Origin of the sequence: Pantoea phosphatilytica, from assembly GCF_051025615.1 — a bacterium.
Classification (GTDB): domain Bacteria; phylum Pseudomonadota; class Gammaproteobacteria; order Enterobacterales; family Enterobacteriaceae; genus Pantoea.
The window spans coordinates 39532-56895 of the sequence record NZ_JBPFDF010000003.1; the positions used below are offsets into that span (position 1 = coordinate 39532).

Annotated in this window: 15 protein-coding genes and 3 tRNA genes; 15 read left to right on the forward strand and 3 right to left on the reverse strand. The window is 57.4% G+C overall.

Features of this window, described 5'->3' with window-relative positions:
* Nucleotides 1-9: 9 nt before the first annotated feature.
* On the reverse strand, nucleotides 10-909 hold the full coding sequence (asd, locus tag ACR6AS_RS12870) for an archaetidylserine decarboxylase (RefSeq protein WP_111139660.1): 900 nt from the start codon (nucleotides 907-909) through the stop codon (nucleotides 10-12).
* Between the two features lie 170 nt (nucleotides 910-1079).
* Nucleotides 1080-2129: a small ribosomal subunit biogenesis GTPase RsgA gene (gene rsgA / locus ACR6AS_RS12875; protein WP_367395867.1), complete on the reverse strand. Its 1050-nt coding sequence runs from the start codon at nucleotides 2127-2129 to the stop codon at nucleotides 1080-1082.
* A 101-nt stretch (nucleotides 2130-2230) separates the two neighbouring features.
* Between rsgA and orn the strand changes: the two genes are divergently transcribed.
* From orn to ACR6AS_RS12895, 4 genes are all read left to right on the forward strand, one after another.
* Complete coding sequence (orn, locus tag ACR6AS_RS12880) at nucleotides 2231-2779, forward strand: oligoribonuclease (RefSeq protein ID WP_293774378.1); 549 nt, start codon at nucleotides 2231-2233, stop codon at nucleotides 2777-2779.
* A gap of 154 nt (nucleotides 2780-2933) precedes the next feature.
* A tRNA-Gly gene (locus tag ACR6AS_RS12885) sits at nucleotides 2934-3009 on the forward strand.
* Between the two features lie 28 nt (nucleotides 3010-3037).
* Nucleotides 3038-3113 (forward strand) — tRNA-Gly (locus ACR6AS_RS12890).
* A 26-nt stretch (nucleotides 3114-3139) separates the two neighbouring features.
* Nucleotides 3140-3215: transfer RNA gene (locus tag ACR6AS_RS12895), tRNA-Gly, on the forward strand.
* Nucleotides 3216-3564: 349 nt separating this feature from the next.
* On the opposite strand, the gene queG is transcribed toward ACR6AS_RS12895, so the two are convergent.
* Nucleotides 3565-4704 carry a tRNA epoxyqueuosine(34) reductase QueG gene (gene queG, locus ACR6AS_RS12900; RefSeq protein ID WP_418798291.1) on the reverse strand — a complete coding sequence of 380 codons (1140 nt, stop codon included), beginning with the start codon at nucleotides 4702-4704 and terminating at the stop codon, nucleotides 3565-3567.
* Between queG and nnr the strand changes: the two genes are divergently transcribed.
* From nnr to ACR6AS_RS12955, 11 genes are all read left to right on the forward strand, one after another.
* Nucleotides 4703-6223, forward strand: coding sequence for a bifunctional ADP-dependent NAD(P)H-hydrate dehydratase/NAD(P)H-hydrate epimerase (nnr, locus tag ACR6AS_RS12905; protein ID WP_418803503.1), 1521 nt, complete (start codon nucleotides 4703-4705; stop codon nucleotides 6221-6223). The two genes, queG and nnr, sit on opposite strands and share 2 nt — an antisense overlap.
* On the forward strand, nucleotides 6220-6696 hold the full coding sequence (gene tsaE / locus ACR6AS_RS12910; RefSeq protein WP_293774384.1) for a tRNA (adenosine(37)-N6)-threonylcarbamoyltransferase complex ATPase subunit type 1 TsaE: 477 nt from the start codon (nucleotides 6220-6222) through the stop codon (nucleotides 6694-6696). The genes nnr and tsaE overlap by 4 nt, the downstream gene beginning before the upstream one ends.
* The gene (gene amiB, locus ACR6AS_RS12915; protein ID WP_434162417.1) at nucleotides 6693-8363 is read left to right on the forward strand and encodes an N-acetylmuramoyl-L-alanine amidase AmiB; all 1671 of its coding nucleotides are present in this window, start codon (nucleotides 6693-6695) and stop codon (nucleotides 8361-8363) included. The genes tsaE and amiB overlap by 4 nt, the downstream gene beginning before the upstream one ends.
* Nucleotides 8364-8412: 49 nt before the next feature.
* Complete coding sequence (gene mutL, locus ACR6AS_RS12920) at nucleotides 8413-10278, forward strand: DNA mismatch repair endonuclease MutL (RefSeq protein ID WP_293774388.1); 1866 nt, start codon at nucleotides 8413-8415, stop codon at nucleotides 10276-10278.
* A complete protein-coding gene (miaA, locus tag ACR6AS_RS12925; protein ID WP_293774390.1) occupies nucleotides 10271-11221 on the forward strand; it encodes a tRNA (adenosine(37)-N6)-dimethylallyltransferase MiaA in 951 nt (316 codons plus the stop codon). Before mutL ends, miaA begins: the two co-directional genes overlap by 8 nt.
* Nucleotides 11222-11324: 103 nt before the next feature.
* Nucleotides 11325-11642, forward strand: coding sequence for an RNA chaperone Hfq (gene hfq / locus ACR6AS_RS12930; RefSeq protein ID WP_111139211.1), 318 nt, complete (start codon nucleotides 11325-11327; stop codon nucleotides 11640-11642).
* Nucleotides 11643-11714: 72 nt separating this feature from the next.
* Nucleotides 11715-12995, forward strand: coding sequence for a ribosome rescue GTPase HflX (gene hflX, locus ACR6AS_RS12935; protein WP_111139212.1), 1281 nt, complete (start codon nucleotides 11715-11717; stop codon nucleotides 12993-12995).
* A gap of 227 nt (nucleotides 12996-13222) precedes the next feature.
* A complete protein-coding gene (gene hflK, locus ACR6AS_RS12940) occupies nucleotides 13223-14461 on the forward strand; it encodes an FtsH protease activity modulator HflK (protein WP_111139213.1) in 1239 nt (412 codons plus the stop codon).
* 3 nt (nucleotides 14462-14464) lie between these two features.
* Nucleotides 14465-15469 (forward strand): protease modulator HflC, encoded by a 1005-nt coding sequence (gene hflC, locus ACR6AS_RS12945; protein WP_111139214.1) that lies wholly within the window; start codon nucleotides 14465-14467, stop codon nucleotides 15467-15469.
* A 55-nt stretch (nucleotides 15470-15524) separates the two neighbouring features.
* Complete coding sequence (locus ACR6AS_RS12950) at nucleotides 15525-15725, forward strand: DUF2065 domain-containing protein (protein ID WP_111139215.1); 201 nt, start codon at nucleotides 15525-15527, stop codon at nucleotides 15723-15725.
* Nucleotides 15726-15891: 166 nt separating this feature from the next.
* Nucleotides 15892-17190, forward strand: a complete 1299-nt coding sequence (locus ACR6AS_RS12955; RefSeq protein WP_293774396.1) for an adenylosuccinate synthase — start codon at nucleotides 15892-15894, stop codon at nucleotides 17188-17190.
* Nucleotides 17191-17364: the final 174 nt, after the last annotated feature.

The window sequence follows — 17364 nt, forward strand, 5'->3', positions numbered from 1 at the left end:
ACTCTCAATTTAGTCAGTGATGACGTCAGACATGTCCGTGGCGACCGGCAGCGCAATTGCCAGCGGCTGGCCGAGACGGGTTTTGCTTTCCGCTTCCAGGCTTTCCGCCAGTTTGACGCGGCCTGGTGCGAACAGGTTGATTACAGTCGAGCCGAGTTTAAAGCGGCCCATCTCCTGACCTTTCAGCAGGACCACCGCGCCTTCATCTTCGGCTGCCGGATAGTGCCAGCGTTTAATCACCCCTTCACGCGGCGGCGTGATAGTGCCCGCCCAGACGGTTTCGATGCTGCCGACGATGGTGGCACCGACCAGGATTTGCACCATCGGGCCGATATCGGTTTCAAAGTAGCAGATCACGCGCTCATTGCGGGCAAACAGGTTCGGGATATTACGCGCGGTCAGTGGGTTGACCGAATAGAGGTCGCCAGGCACATAGATCATCTCGCGCAGGATACCGTTGCACGGCATATGGACGCGGTGATAGTCGCGTGGTGCCAGATAGGTGGTGACGAATTCGCCCTCCACAAAGCGGGCTGCCATGCGCTCATCGCCCGCCAGCAACGCTTCCAGGGAGTAGTGATGACCTTTAGCCTGGAAAATCTGGTCGCCGTCAATGTGACCGAGCTGGCTGATCGCGCCATCTGCGGGCAGGGCGATCAGGCTGGCATCGGCATCGACCGGACGCGCGTCATCTTTCAGCGGACGCACGAAAAAGTCATTAAAGGTGCGATAGCTGGCCGTGTCAGGCTTACGTGCCTCTGCCATGTCTACCTTGTAAAACCAGACAAAGATGTCGATGACCAGTTTGGTTAACCAACCACCGCGGCGACTGGCGCCCCAACCGGCAAGTTCAGTCAGCCATTTCTTCGGGAGAATATGATTCAAGCCGAGTTTTAAACGATCAAACACCTTAGCCTCCTGGCTATTTATGACGTTGTAAAAAAGGGGGCGGATTGTAGCAGTGCCCCGTTCAGATCGCGACTATATCCGATTTCCGGCACGCTGCACGTTCCGTGTGCACGACTGGAATGCACTTCGCAAAATGCAGCGGCTGGTGGGCGCAGAGGCGGTTATACCGGTTAACTCTCACCGTCAGGGAAATTTTTACGCGTTTTTACCTGCGCCATGCTCTCCAGGATACGGTGGTAGTTATCGAAACGGGAGCGGTTGATTTTTCCCTCTTCAACCGCTTCGCGAATGGCGCAGCCCGGATCGCTGCCGTGCTTACAGTCTCGGAATTTACATGCGCCCAGGAAGGCGCGGAACTCGACAAACCCACGGGTCACCTGTTCCGGCTCCAGATGCCATAAACCGAACTCACGCACGCCCGGTGAATCGATCACGTCGCCGCCGTGCGGGAAGTGGTAAAGCCGGGAAGCGGTGGTGGTGTGCTGGCCCAGGCCTGAACCGTCGGACACGTCGTTGGTCAGGATAGCGGCCTGCTCATCTTTGTCGAAGCCGAGCAGGGCATTCAGCAGGCTCGATTTGCCGACGCCCGACTGTCCGGCAAAGATACTGACGCGGTCGGTGAGCGCCGCTTCCAGAGCGTCCAGACCATTTTTCGCCCGGCTGGAAACCATGACCACGCGATAGCCAATCTGGCGATAGATATCCATCTGCTGGTCAACACGGAGACGCGCAGCCTCATCCAGCAGATCGGTTTTGTTCAGGACCAGCAACGGTTCGATCTCCAGCGTTTCGCTGGCTACCAGGTAACGATCGATGATGTTCAGCGACAGCTCTGGCAGGATGGCGGAGACGATAATAATCTGATCGATGTTTGCCGCCATCGGCTTTACGCCGTCGTAAAAGTCGGGGCGGGTTAAGACGCTGGTGCGCTCGTGCACCGCTTCGACAATACCTTTGCCGCCGCTGGTTGCCGGACGCCACAACACCCGATCGCCTGTGACCAGCGAACGGATAGTACGGCGGATATTGCAGCGGTGGGTGACGCCTGCGCTATCCTCAACGTCAGCATGCATGCCAAAACGGCTGACAACGACCCCATCTGCAGCTTCACCAAACAGGTTGTCATCCGCTTCCGGACGCTCTCTGCGCTGGTTGAGACGGCGATCGTGGTTTGCGCTTACGCGGCGTTGTTGGCCCTTCGACAGTTTATTTTTACTCACTCACCCTCACAGCGTTAGCCAGATTTCGCCCGGCTGGGCAAAACGTCTATGATACACCTTATTCATTGTGAATGACGACTATAGCAACCGCAGGAAACAGCATGGCTACTGGAAATGAACAGAATCTGATCTGGATTGATCTTGAGATGACCGGACTCGATCCGACGCACGATCGCATTATTGAGATTGCGACCCTGGTGACCGACGCCAATCTTAACATTCTCGCGGAAGGGCCGGTTATGGCCGTTCATCAGTCGGATGAACAGCTGGCGCTGATGGATGAGTGGAATGTCCGCACCCACACCAACAGTGGTCTGGTGGCGCGGGTCAAAGAGAGCAAAATTGACGATCGCGCCGCGGAGCTGGCGACCATCGAATTTCTGAAGCAGTGGGTGCCCGCGAATAGCTCGCCGATCTGTGGCAATAGTATCGGGCAGGATCGCCGCTTCCTGTTTAAATATATGCCCGAGCTGGAGGCTTATTTCCACTATCGCTATCTGGATGTCAGTACGCTGAAAGAGCTGGCCCGCCGCTGGAAGCCCGAGATCCTGCCGGGCTTCAAAAAAGGCGGCACACATCAGGCGCTGGATGACATCCGCGAGTCCGTGGCGGAGCTGGCTTACTACCGCGAACACTTTTTGCAGCTTTAATCGCCGGGGGGTGCGCATGAAATCGCCAGGTTGACGATTAAATCGGCAAACGCGCAGAAAGCGAAAATTTTTGCTTTCAGAGGCTTGCAGCAGCAACGATTTCTCGTATAATGCGCACCCCGTACCGGTGAAGAATTTTGTAACGGTACAAGGCGCGGGAATAGCTCAGTTGGTAGAGCACGACCTTGCCAAGGTCGGGGTCGCGAGTTCGAGTCTCGTTTCCCGCTCCAGATTTAAGATGTAAGCAGTACCCTCTTTGCGGGAATAGCTCAGTTGGTAGAGCACGACCTTGCCAAGGTCGGGGTCGCGAGTTCGAGTCTCGTTTCCCGCTCCAGTTTTATATAGCAGTGCCCTTCTTATGCGGGAATAGCTCAGTTGGTAGAGCACGACCTTGCCAAGGTCGGGGTCGCGAGTTCGAGTCTCGTTTCCCGCTCCAGATTTAACATCACACTGTTTCAGTCAAAACTTGCGGCTGTTTTGCGTCGTAACGCCTTAATGGTTTCCTCAGGGTTATCCACAGCGCGACACCCCATTCTCAGCGCCCGTTAGCGCGATCTGCAAATCATTTCTGAACAGAGTTATCCACAGCTTTCTGTTTTAAGCGAAGCGCTAGTCTCATTATCAAATAAACACAACTTTTTTATAACCTTTTGATATTTTTGCTTTTGATAATATTTCAATTTGTTATCTGGCAGCAAAAACAGCGTCATTGCAGTTGAATGACAACAACTTTTTATTTTTATTCACAGCATGTGGAAAACGATAATCTGCGCCGGGCTGGTCATTCACGCATCGCGCGGTAAACCTTTCTCAACGGCACGCACCAGCCGTTTCTGCTGGGCAGGCTGCACGTCGACAACGAGCTGTTCGCGTTTCTGCTGCTGCTGCGCGATCGCCCACTGAATATGTTCATCCAGCAATTCACTCTCGCCGAGACGCCGTTCCAGCACCGGCATGATGTCGGCCGACCAGGGCGCGTTACCCAGCGCGACGGCGATATTGCGCAGCCAGCGTAAATGTCCGATGCGCCGAATCGCCGAGCCTTCGGTGATGCGCAGAAACTTCGCTTCATCCCACTGAAACAGATCGATCAGCGCCGGCGCATGCAATGCGGCGCGTGGCGAAAAGTCGCTTTCGTCACTGAGCTGACCATAGCGATTCCACGGACAGATGAGCTGGCAGTCATCGCAGCCATAGATCCGGTTGCCCATCAGTGGACGAAACGCTTCCGGGATTGCGCCTTCCAGCTCAATGGTGAGATAAGAAATACAGCGGCGGGCATCCACAACGTAAGGTTCTGTGATGGCGCCGGTGGGGCAGATTGTCATGCAGGCGACACAGCGGCCACACTGCTCCGGCTGCGGCGTATCCACCGGCAGCGGAATGTCGATCAGCAGTTCGCCGAGGAAAAACCACGAGCCCGCTTCGCGATTCAGAATCAGCGAATGTTTACCGGTCCAGCCAAGCCCGGCTTTCGCCGCCAGCGGGCGTTCCAGCAGCGGGGCGGAGTCGACAAAGGGGCGAAAATTAAGCTCGCCACAATGCGCCTGGATCATTTCCCCGAGCTTTTTCAGTCGATTGCGCAATACTTTGTGGTAATCGCGGCCTAACGCATAACGGCTGACATAGCCCAGACGGGGATTTTTCAGCGTGCTGGCAAAGGCGGCTTTAGCCGGAAGGTAGTTCATGCGAACGCTGATCACGCGCAGCGTGCCGGGCAGCAGTTCATGCGGACGCGCCCGCATCATGCCGTGTCGCGCCATCCACGCCATCTCGCCATGATACTGCTTGTCCAGCCACGCCTGCAGACGCGGCTCTTCGGCACTGAGATCGGTGTCGGTGATGCCAACCTGCTGGAAACCGAGTTCGGCTCCCCACTGTTTAATCTGCTGTGCGAGTTGATGAAGATCGAGAGGGTATGACATGAGTGACCAGGATTCGAAGAAAAACAGCCGCAGTTTACCATATTCTGTCTGGCCTGCGCAGGCAGTGGCGCAGCTTGAGCAACAGGGGGCCGACGCACTCGGCATCACCCTGTATGAGCTGATGCTGCGCGCCGGGCAGGCGGCCTTTACGCATCTGACTGCGCACTGGCCGCAGGCCAGCCACTGGCTGATTCTGTGTGGTCACGGCAATAACGGCGGGGATGGCTATGTGGTGGCGCGGCTGGGGCAGGCGGCAGGCAAAACGGTGACGCTGCTGGCGTGCGAAAGTGACAGGGCGTTACCGGAAGAGGCGCAGCGGGCCCGCGATGCCTGGCTGGATGCGGGCGGTGCAATCCATGCGGCCGATGCGGTCTGGCCAGAGCAGGTCGATGTGATCGTCGATGCGCTGCTGGGCACCGGCTGCCAGCGTGCGCCGGACGAACCTTACGCCTCGCTGATCGCACGCGTTAATGCCCATGCAGCGCCGGTTCTTGCCATCGATATCCCGTCCGGCTTATCGGCCCGCAACGGCACGGCGCCCGGCGCGGTCATAGACGCCTGCCATACGCTGAGCCTGGTCGCGCTGAAGCCGGGACAGATAACCGGCAAGGCGCGTGACCACGTTGGCAAACTCTTCGCTGCCGATCTGGGGCTGGCCGCGTTTCTGGCGGGCGAGACGGCCCCCATCGCCCGTTACGACGCCAGCGTACTCTCCCGCTGGCTGAAACCGCGTAAGCCGACCTCGCACAAAGGCAGTCACGGTCGTCTGCTGGTGGTGGGAGGCGATGCCGGTACGGCGGGTGCGGTGCGCATGACGGCAGAGGCGGCGCTGCGCAGCGGCAGTGGATTAGTGCGAGTGCTTACTCACAAAGATAACATCATCCCGATTCTCACCGCCCGCCCGGAAATTATGGTCGATGAACTGACCGACGAACGGCTGACGGAGGCGCTGACGTGGGCCGATGTCATCGCTATCGGCCCCGGTCTGGGCCAGCGTGAGTGGGGAAAGCGGGCGCTGAAGCAGGTCGCGGCCAGTGAAAAGCCGATGCTTTGGGACGCGGATGCACTTAACCTGCTGGCAATCAGTGCGGAGAAACGTCAGAATCGCATTATTACGCCGCATCCTGGCGAAGCGGCGCGTTTGCTGAATATTGAGACCAGTGAAATTGAGAGTGACCGCTTACATGCAGCGCAGACACTGGCGCAGCGTTACGGTGGCGTGGTGGTTCTGAAAGGTGCCGGTACACTGATTGCCAGCGAGCAGGGCGAAATGGCCTTTGCCGATGTCGGCAATGCCGGTATGGCATCGGGCGGAATGGGCGATCTCCTGAGTGGGATCATCGCCTCGCTGGCAGGCCAGAAACTGACGCTGTTTGACGCGGCCTGCGCGGGCTGTGTGGCCCACGGAGCCGCCGCCGATGCGGTCGCGGCGCAACGCGGAACGCGCGGTATGCTGGCAACCGATTTACTGGATCTCCTGTGGCAGTTTGTTAATCCTGAGATGAATAAAGAAGCATGAAGACCTGTGTTATCTCTTTGCCCGATGAGGCGGCTACGCTCAGTCTGGGCGCTCAGCTGGCGCGCGCCTGTGGCAGCGCGGCAGTCATTTATCTCTATGGCGATCTGGGGGCGGGTAAAACCACCTTCAGCCGCGGCTTTCTGCAGGCGCTGGGCCATCAGGGCAACGTCAAAAGTCCCACCTACACTCTGGTTGAGCCTTACGCGCTGGCCGACCGCACCCTTTACCATTTCGACCTCTATCGCCTCGCCGATCCGGAAGAGCTGGAATTCATGGGGATCCGCGACTATTTCAGCGGTGAAGCGATCTGCCTGGTCGAGTGGCCGCAGCAGGGGGCCGGATTCCTGCCGTCGCCCGACCTTACCTTAACGCTGCGCTATGTGGGCGAGGCGCGTGAAGCGGCGCTGACGGCACAATCCGCGTCAGGCCAGCAGTGGGTTGAACGGTTCAGCCAGGGCAGGGAACAGGCATGATGTCACGGATGAAAATCGCGCTGGTGTCACTGCTGCTGCTGGTCTCTGCTCCCCTGTTTGCCGCCACGCTGTCAGATATCAAAGTGGCCAACGGTGACAGCCAGGCAACCATCACCCTGAATTTTTCCGGCCAGCCGATCTATGGCTATTTCCCGCTGCACAATCCCAATCGCGTGGTGATCGACGTCCGCCAGAGCGGTGTGGTGCAGGGGTTACCGCTGAACTTCAGCGGTGAGAACATCGTCAGGCGCATTCGCAGCAGTTCCCCAAAGGACAAGCAGAGCGTGCGGCTGGTGTTTGAACTGACCCAGGCGGGGAAAACCCGGGCGGTCACTCAGCGCGACGGCAACAACTACAGCGTGGTCTTTACCATTACCGGTAAAGCGCCGGTGGTGACGCGCAGCGAGCCCGCACCGGTCATCGCCCCGACGCGCGTACCGACCCCGAGTGCCGCCGCGGCCAATCCGTTTAATGCCAATCCGGTGACCTCGGTGACCAGCACGGCCAGCACCGTGCGCCCCGGCAGTCGCGTCAGCCAGAATGACACCGTGATTGTGGCGATAGATGCCGGACACGGCGGCCAGGATCCGGGTGCTATCGGCCAGCGCGGGTTAAAAGAGAAGAACGTAACGATTGCGATCGCCCGAAAACTGCGGGTGCTGCTGAATAACGATCCGATGTTCAAAGGCGTGCTGACACGCGATGGCGACTATTTTATCTCAGTTATGGGCCGTTCCGATGTGGCGCGTAAAGCCAACGCCAACGTGCTGGTGTCGATCCATGCGGATGCGGCCCCAAGCCATGCGGCGACCGGCGCGTCAGTCTGGGTGTTATCAAACCGTCGCGCCAACAACGAGATGGCTAACTGGCTGGAGCAGAAAGAGAAGCAGTCTGAGCTGCTGGGCGGTGCCGGTGACCTGCTGGCCAACAGCCAGGCCGATCCTTATCTCAGTCAGGCGGTACTTGACCTGCAGTTCGGTCACTCGCAGCGCGTTGGCTATGACATCGCGCAGAAAGTCCTGCAGCAGCTGCGCGGCGTTACCTCGCTGCACAAGCGTCTGCCTGAGCACGCCAGCCTTGGGGTCCTGCGCTCGCCGGACATTCCTTCTCTGCTGGTGGAAACCGGCTTCATCAGTAATTCCTCGGAGGAGCGACTGCTAGGCAGTAGCGCACACCAGGATAAGATTGCGCAGTCGATCTATAAAGGTCTGCGCACTTATTTCCTGGCGCACCCGCTGCAATCCATCCCAAAGGAGGAAAACCTGCCGCTGGGCTCGTCGCCAGCGGTGAGCGTCGCCAGTAATCCGGCGACCGGGGTGACGCAGTATACCGGCGTGACTCAGCGCCATACCGTTACGCGCGGGGAGACGCTCTCCGGCATCGCCGCGAAATATGGTGTCAGCATGGCCACGCTGCGTGAGATGAACACCCTGAAGCGTGATGTGGTGTGGGTCGGCCAGCGGCTGAAAGTCCCGGCCAGTGCGGCCGCCAGCCGGACCACCCGCGCCGCGCCGCGCGGTATGGTTCGCCATAAGGTCGTCGTCGGCGATTCCCTGACCGGGATTGCGGCGCACTACGGCGTCAGCCCGAAAGCCATAATGCAGACCAATAATCTGAAGTCGACCAACGTCATGCTGGGGCAGAACCTGAAAATTCCTGCATCCTGATTGTGTGCCCGGCCGCTGCGCCGGGCTGTCAGCTAAGAGGATATCCACGATGCCGATACAAATTTTACCGCCTCAGCTGGCAAACCAGATTGCAGCGGGTGAAGTGGTTGAACGTCCTGCCTCGGTTGTTAAAGAGCTGGTGGAGAACAGTCTGGATGCGGGCGCAACGCGCATCGATATCGATATTGAGAAGGGCGGCGCGAAGCTGATCCGCATTCGTGACAACGGCTGCGGCATCGTGAAAAGCGAGCTGGCGATGGCGCTGGCCCGACACGCCACCAGTAAAATCGCCTCGCTGGACGACCTGGAGGCGATCATGAGCCTGGGCTTCCGGGGTGAGGCTCTGGCCAGTATCAGCTCGGTCTCCCGTCTGACGCTCACCTCCCGCACTGCCGATCAGAGTGAAGCCTGGCAGGCTTATGCCGAAGGGCGCGATATGGCAGTGACGGTCAAACCGGCGGCACATCCCTGTGGCACCACGCTGGAGGTGCTGGATCTGTTTTACAACACGCCGGCACGCCGCAGATTCATGCGCACCGAGAAAACCGAGTTCGGGCATATCGACGAAGTGATCCGTCGCATTGCGCTGGCACGTTTTGATGTCGCCCTGTCACTGAGTCACAACGGCAAAATGATGCGCCAGTATCGCGCCGTCAACGAAGAGAGTCAGCGCGAACGGCGGCTGGCCGCAATTTGCGGCACCACCTTTATGCAGCACGCGCTGCGCATCGACTGGCAACACGACGAACTTGCGCTGCGCGGCTGGGTAGCCGATCCGGCCGGGTCGCGCCAGGTGACCGAGCTGCAATACTGCTATGTTAACGGCCGGATGATGCGCGATAAGCTGATTAACCATGCTATCCGCCAGGCCTTCCAGACCCAGCTTCAGGATGATCAGCAGCCCGCCTACGTGCTCTATCTGGAGATCGATCCCCACCAGGTGGATGTCAACGTCCATCCGGCCAAGCATGAGGTCCGGTTCCACCAGTCGCGCCTGGTGCATGATTTTATCTATCAGGGCGTAGTCAGCGTGCTGCAGGCGATTGCGACACCCGCGCTGCCTGCGCTGAAGGCTGAAGAAACCGCTCCGCGCTGGCAGCCCGAAAACCGTCAGGCGGCTGGCGGCAACCATTTCGCCCAGCCTGCGTCGTCACCCGGGGAGCGCAAACCGTCTGCCCCCGCCCGGGACACGCCGCCCGCTGCGGCACCGGCCTGGCAGAATAAAGAGAACCTATACCGGCAGCGTGAAGGGGCGGTGTACCAGCAGCTGCTGAAAACGCCCGTCGACAGCGCGCCGCCGCCGGGCGCGCGTGAGCCTGAACCGCGCCGGACCGAAAAGGCTTCGCCGCTGGCGGCCCATGCGCAGAGTTTTGGCCGGGTACTGACCGTGCTGCAGCACCACTATGCGCTGCTGGAACAGGATCAGACGCTCTCGCTGATGGCGCTGCCGGTGGCGGCGCGCTGGCTGAAACAGGCGCAGCTGGAACCGGGCGAAGAGGGGCTGAAACCGCAGCCGCTGCTGATTCCCGTGCGGCTGAAAATGGCCAAAGATGAACGCGAGGCGGCCCGCAAAAATAGCAGCCTGCTCAATCAGATGGGCATCGAACTTCAGGCCGATGGCGACCACGTCACCCTGCGCGCAGTGCCTTTACCGTTACGAACACAAAATTTACAAATCTTGATTCCTGAGCTGTTAGGCTATCTCGCCCGGCAGCAGGAGAACTCTGCGACGCAACTGGCCCGGTGGCTGGCGCGACAGCAGGATACAGAGTCCTCCAGCTGGAATCACTCACAGGCGATTAACCTGCTGGCTGAGCTTGAACGGCTCTGCCCACAGTTACTGAAATCGCCGCCTTCAGGCTTATTACAGCCCCTAGAGATTGAGAGCGCGGTGAACGCGTTGAAGCATGAGTGAATTAAACCAGGCTGGCCGGCCAAAGGCTATTTTTTTGATGGGACCCACGGCATCTGGCAAGACGGCATTAGCCATCGAGCTGCGTAAGCAGCTACCAGTGGAACTAATCAGCGTCGATTCCGCCTTAATCTATCGTCAGATGGATATTGGCACGGCGAAACCGTCGGCTGAGGAGTTAGCCGTGGCGCCCCATCGCCTGCTCGACATTCGCGATCCCGCAGAGGCCTATTCGGCTGCGGAGTTCCGGCGCGATGCGTTAGCAGAAATGGCGGAGATCGTTGCAGCCGGACGAATACCGCTGCTTGTTGGTGGAACCATGCTCTACTTCAAGGCGTTACTTGAAGGATTGTCGCCGCTGCCCCCGGCCGATCCGGAGGTTCGTCAGCAGATAGAGCAAACGGCGCGTGAAAAAGGCTGGGAAGCTTTGCACCGCCAGCTGTGTGAAATTGACCCGGTTGCCGGCAGTCGTATTCATCCGAATGATCCGCAGAGACTTTCGCGAGCACTGGAAGTTTTTTTTATTTCGGGTAAAACTTTAACGGAACTGACTAAAACATCCGGTGAAGCGTTACCCTACGACGTGTACCAGTTTGCCATCGCCCCCGCGAGTCGCGAACTGCTGCACCAGCGCATCGCGTTGCGTTTTGAGCAGATGTTGGCGTCAGGATTTGAAGCGGAGTCTCGGGCCCTGTTTGCACGAGGTGATTTGCATACGGACATGCCTTCCATCCGGTGTGTCGGTTATCGTCAGATGTGGTCTTATCTGTCAGGCGAAATCGATTATGACGAGATGGTTTATCGGGGAATTTGCGCAACCCGGCAGCTTGCTAAGCGCCAGATGACATGGTTACGTGGCTGGGAAAATGTTCACTGGCTTGACAGTGACGAGCCCCGGCTGGCGCGTGATACAGTGTTACAGGTTCTTAGTGCGAAGCATGGGTGATTGTGTACAATTGATGGGTTATCGTGCGCAAATTTTTACGCAGTTTTTTCAGAACCATAGGTTCTACGAGCAACAAACAACAAGCATATAAGGAAAAGATAGAATGGCTAAGGGGCAATCATTACAAGACCCGTTTTTGAACGCACTGCGTCGTGAACGTGTTCCGGTTTCGATTTATCTGGTTAACGGTATTAAGTTGCAGGGTCAGATTGAGTCATTTGATCAGTTCGTCATCTTGCTGAAAAACACGGTAAGTCAGATGGTTTATAAGCACGCCATTTCTACCGTTGTGCCTTCGCGCCCGGTTTCTCACCATAGCAATAATACCGGTGGCGGCAGCAACAATTATCATCACGGTGGCAGCAACACACCTGCACAGCCACAGTCACAGCCACAACAAGACGGTGACCACGCAGAATAACGCGTCGCCGTACAGCCAGGTGCGGAGAACAGCGGTTTTCCGTCCTGGTCTTTTATTAAGCGAGGTTATAGCTTGTTTGACCGTTATGATGCCGGTGAGCAGGCCGTACTGGTACACATATGGTTCTCCCAAGACAAAGAAGTAGAAGATTTGCAGGAGTTCGAAACCCTGGTCTCTTCTGCTGGCGTTGAGGCGCTGCAAGTGGTCACTGGCAGTCGTAAAGCGCCACACCCCAAGTATTTTGTCGGTGAAGGAAAAGCCGTTGAAATTGCCGATGCGGTAAAAACAACTGGAGCATCGGTCGTATTATTCGATCATGCCCTTACGCCCGCTCAGGAGAGAAACCTTGAGCGTCTGTGCGAATGCCGGGTTATTGATCGCACCGGTTTAATTCTGGATATCTTTGCCCAACGCGCACGTACCCACGAAGGTAAATTGCAGGTTGAGCTGGCGCAGCTACGCCATCTTGCCACACGTCTGGTGCGCGGCTGGACTCACCTTGAACGTCAGAAAGGCGGGATCGGCTTACGCGGTCCGGGTGAAACACAGTTAGAAACCGACCGCCGCCTGTTGCGCGGTCGTATCAGCCAGATTCTGTCCCGTCTTGAGCGGGTGGAAAAACAGCGCGAGCAGGGACGTCAGTCGCGAGCCAAAGCGGACATCCCGACCGTGTCGCTGGTGGGCTATACCAACGCCGGTAAGTCGACGCTGTTTAATACTATGACATCGGCCAATGTCTTTGCCGCAGATCAGCTGTTTGCGACGCTGGACCCGACGCTGCGCCGTCTGAATGTCGCCGATGTCGGAGATGTGGTCCTGGCGGATACCGTCGGCTTTATCCGCCATCTTCCTCACGACCTGGTTGCCGCTTTTAAGGCCACGCTGCAGGAGACCCGTCAGGCGACGCTGTTACTGCATGTGATTGATGGCGCAGACCTGCGCGTCACGGAGAATATCGCGGCCGTCGATACCGTTCTGGAAGAGATTGAAGCGGACGAAATCCCGACGTTACTGGTCATGAATAAAATCGATATGCTCGACGGGTTCGAACCGCGTATCGATCGCAACGAAGAGAATCTGCCCGTCCGCGTCTGGCTGTCTGCCCAGACGGGTGAAGGCATTCCGTTGCTGTGGCAGGCGCTGTCTGAGCGTCTGTCGGGTGAAATTGCCCAGCACGCATTACGTCTGCCGCCGGAAGCGGGGCGACTTCGCAGCCGTTTCTATCAGCTGCAGGCGATTGAGAAAGAGTGGAATGAAGAAGACGGCAGTGTAGGATTGCAGATACGTATGCCCATTATTGAATGGATGCGTTTATGTAAACAGGAACCGTCGCTGACCAGTTACATTGTTTGATATTGCCCAAACGCATTTACCTTAAAAATGGAAGATTGTCGCATTTTCGTTGCATGACCGAATACGCAGGATTTACCCGGGTAGCTCGGATTTCAGCAAGGCGGCAACTGAGTGTATCGCCGGACGCTTACGCAGGTAAGTGGCCGGGGTGAGCAAAGGCAGCCAACACTGCTGCAATCCGAAAAATGAAGGGTAAAAACCGTAATTACAATAAATGGAGTAGAAACATGGCGTGGAATCAGCCCGGAAATAACGGACAGGACCGCGACCCGTGGGGAAGCAGCAATAATCAAGGCGGCAACTCTGGGGGGAATAAGGGAGGACGGGAATCCGGGCCTCCTGATCTGGATGATATCTTCCGTAAGCTGAGCAAGAAGCTTGGTGGACTGGGCGGTGGCAAACAGAGCGACAATGGTCAGCGCGGCTCTGGCAGCGGCGGCAAAATCGTGGGCATCGTGGCGGTTGCTGCGGTGGTCATCTGGGCTGCCAGCGGTTTCTACACTATTAAAGAAGCGGAGCGTGGCGTCGTGACGCGCTTCGGTAAATTCAGCCATCTGGTCGAGCCGGGCCTCAACTGGAAGCCGACCTTTATCGATCAGGTGCGTGCGGTTAACGTCGAATCGGTACGTGAGCTGGCGGCGTCTGGCGTGATGCTGACCTCGGACGAGAACGTGGTTCGCGTCGAGATGAACGTGCAGTATCGCGTGACCGATCCTGAACGCTATCTCTATGCGGTGACCAGCGCGGATGACAGCCTGCGCCAGGCCACCGACAGTGCCCTGCGTGGCGTGATCGGGCGTTCTACTATGGATCGCATCCTGACCGAAGGCCGTACCGTCGTCCGTAGTGATACGCAGCGTGAAATCGACGAGACAATCCGCCCTTATAACATGGGTATTGCGGTGCTGGACGTCAACTTCCAGGCTGCCCGTCCGCCGGAAGAGGTGAAGTCCGCGTTTGATGACGCCATTGCTGCACGCGAAAACCGTGAGCAGTATGTCCGCGAAGCCGAAGCCTACGCGAATGAAGTGCAGCCGCGTGCTAATGGCCAGGCGCAACGTATTCTGGAAGAGGCGCGTGCGTACAAAGAGCGGACCGTTCTGGAAGCGCAGGGTGAAGTGGCGCGTTTTGCCAAGATCCTGCCGGAGTATAAAGCCGCACCGGAAATCACCAAAGAGCGCCTGTATATCGAAACCATGGAGCGTGTGCTGAGCCATACCCGCAAAGTCCTGGTTAACGATCGGGGTAACAACCTGATGATGCTGCCGCTGGATCAGCTGATGCGTGGCGGTCAGGCTTCTTCAGGCCAGAACGGTCAGAAGGGCGCGAACGGTGCTTCTCTGCCTGCCATCTCCGACCGCAGCGCAAGCCGCAATGACACGTCGTCATACAGTCCGGACAACATCATGGATCAGCGTCGGGCCAATGCTCAGCGCAGCGACAGCCAGCGCGAAGGGAGAGAGTAATCGATGCGTAAGCCAATAGTATTTTTGATCATTGTCGTGCTGGTGGCGCTCTATGCGTCGCTGTTTGTGGTACAGGAAGGGCAGCGGGGCATCGTCCTGCGCTTTGGTAAAGTCCTGCGTGATGGCGAAAACAAGCCGCAGGTCTTTGCGCCGGGCCTGCACTTCAAGATCCCGTTCCTGGAAACGGTTAAAACGCTGGATGCACGTATTCAGACCATGGACAACCAGGCCGATCGCTTCGTCACCAAAGAGAAGAAAGATCTGATTGTGGACTCCTACATCAAGTGGCGTATCAGCGATTTCAGTCGCTACTACCTGGCAACGGGTGGCGGTGATGTCTCTCAGGCGGAAGTGCTGCTGAAACGTAAGTTCAGTGACCGCCTGCGTTCTGAAATGGGCCGTCTGGATGTGAAAGATATCGTCACTGACTCCCGTGGTCGCCTGACGACGGATGTCCGCGATGCGCTGAACACCGGTTCGGCGGGCAGCGATGATGAAATCGCCACGCCAGCAGCGGATGACGCGATTGCCAGCGCAGCGGCCCGCGTCGAGCGTGAAACCAACAGCAGCGAGCCAGCGCCAAACCCGAACAGCATGGCCGCGCTGGGTATTCAGGTGGTGGATGTGCGTATCAAGCAGATCAATCTGCCGACCGAAGTCTCAGATGCGATCTTCAACCGTATGCGTGCTGAACGTGAAGCGGTCGCGCGTAGCCAGCGTTCGCAGGGTCAGGAAGAGGCCGAAAAGCTGCGCGCCCAGGCGGACTACCAGGTAACCCGTACACTGGCTGAAGCCCAGCGTGAAGCGCTGATCACCCGCGGTGATGGCGATGCGGAAACGGCCCGGTTGTTTGCGGATGCGTTCAGCAAGGATCCTGACTTCTACGCCTTTATCCGTAGCCTGCGTGCTTACGAAAACAGCTTCAGCGAAAATCAGGACGTGATGGTGTTAAGCCCGGATAGCGACTTCTTCCGATATATGAAGGCACCCTCTAACGCGACACGTTAAGAACTGATATAACCTGTGGGCCGACAATGTTGTCGGCCTTTTTTTGGGTATCAGCATGAAAACAAGCATCTGGATGGCGCTGGCACTGGTATTGGTGCTGGAAGGGTTAGGGCCTATGTTTATGCCGCGCGCGTGGCGACGCTGGATACTGACGCTCTCCCGGCTGCCCGACCGTCTGCTGCATCGCTTTGGTGGCGGACTGGTGGTCGCAGGGATGGTCATCTACTGTATGCTCAGTCTGCACGGCAATCTGTAAGCATAGGGTTAAGACCGGCTAAATTGTGCCTTTTGCCGCGCGCATCCCCAACATATTGTAGTGAGCAAAACTCAGACAAAAAAGCGCGCAATCGTATGCTAAAAGTGCTGAAAACCACGGGATCAGATGGTAGAATCCTTTTTTAAGCAATCGGTGATTTTGAGAAATGGGTAAGAACGTCGTCGTACTGGGCACCCAATGGGGTGACGAAGGTAAAGGTAAGATTGTAGACCTTCTGACTGAACGCGCGAATTACGTTGTGCGTTATCAAGGCGGCCACAATGCGGGCCACACGCTTGTCATCAACGGTGAAAAAACCGTCCTCCACCTGATCCCTTCTGGCATTCTGCGCGATAACGTGACCAGCATCATTGGTAACGGCGTAGTGCTCTCTCCTGAAGCCTTAATGAAAGAGATGAAAGGCCTGGAAGCGCGCGGGATTCCGGTACGTGAACGTCTGCTGATTTCTGAAGCCTGTCCGCTGATCCTGCAATATCACGTTGCGATGGATATGGCGCGTGAACGTGCGCGTGGTGCGAAAGCGATCGGTACCACCGGTCGTGGCATCGGACCGGCTTATGAAGATAAAGTTGCGCGCCGCGCACTGCGCGTCAGCGACCTCTTTAACAAAGAAACCTTTGCTGCCAAGCTGAAAGAAGTCGTCGATTTCTACAACTTCCAGCTGGTCGAGTACTACAAAGAGCCGGCCGTTGACTTCGATAAAGTGCTCAGCGATGTGATGGAAGTCGCCGACATCCTGACTGGCATGGTGGTTGACGTCTCTGAACTGCTGGACACGGCGCGTAAGCGTGGCGACCTGATCATGTTTGAAGGCGCACAGGGTACGCTGCTGGATATCGATCACGGCACCTATCCGTATGTAACGTCATCCAACACGACCGCAGGCGGCGTGGCAACCGGTTCAGGTATCGGTCCGCGTTATGTGGACTACGTGCTGGGTATCGTAAAAGCCTACTCAACCCGCGTCGGTGCAGGTCCATTCCCGACCGAACTGTTTGATGAAACCGGCGAGTTCCTGTGTGCGCAGGGCCATGAGTTTGGCGCAACCACCGGACGTCGTCGTCGTACCGGCTGGCTGGATGCGGTCGCTGTTCGCCGCGCTGTTCAGATTAACTCTCTGTCAGGTTTCTGCATGACCAAGCTGGACGTGCTGGATGGTCTGAAAGAGGTGAAAATCTGCGTGGCCTATCGTATGCCTGATGGCCGCGAAGTGACTACTACACCCCTGGCCGCAGAGAACTGGGAAGGCATTGAGCCGGTCTACGAAACTCTGCCAGGCTGGAGCGAGAAAACATTTGGCGTGAAGACGCTGGAAGGCCTGCCTCAGGCTGCACGCGATTACATCAAGCGTGTGGAAGAGGTGACCGGTGTGCCGATTGATATCATCTCAACCGGTCCCGATCGCAGTGAAACAATGATTCTGCGCGATCCGTTTGACGCGTAATCATTCAGGCCGGACACTGTCCGGCCCTTGTTTTTCCACTCTCTGATGCCACTTAATCTCCCTTCGCTTGTCAAATCCTGTGCTGGCTGAAAAAAACGCACGTCAAATCAGACTCTGGTTTATCATCGTAGTTAATCGAATGGCGATCCGATTTAATCCTGATATCAACCCTAA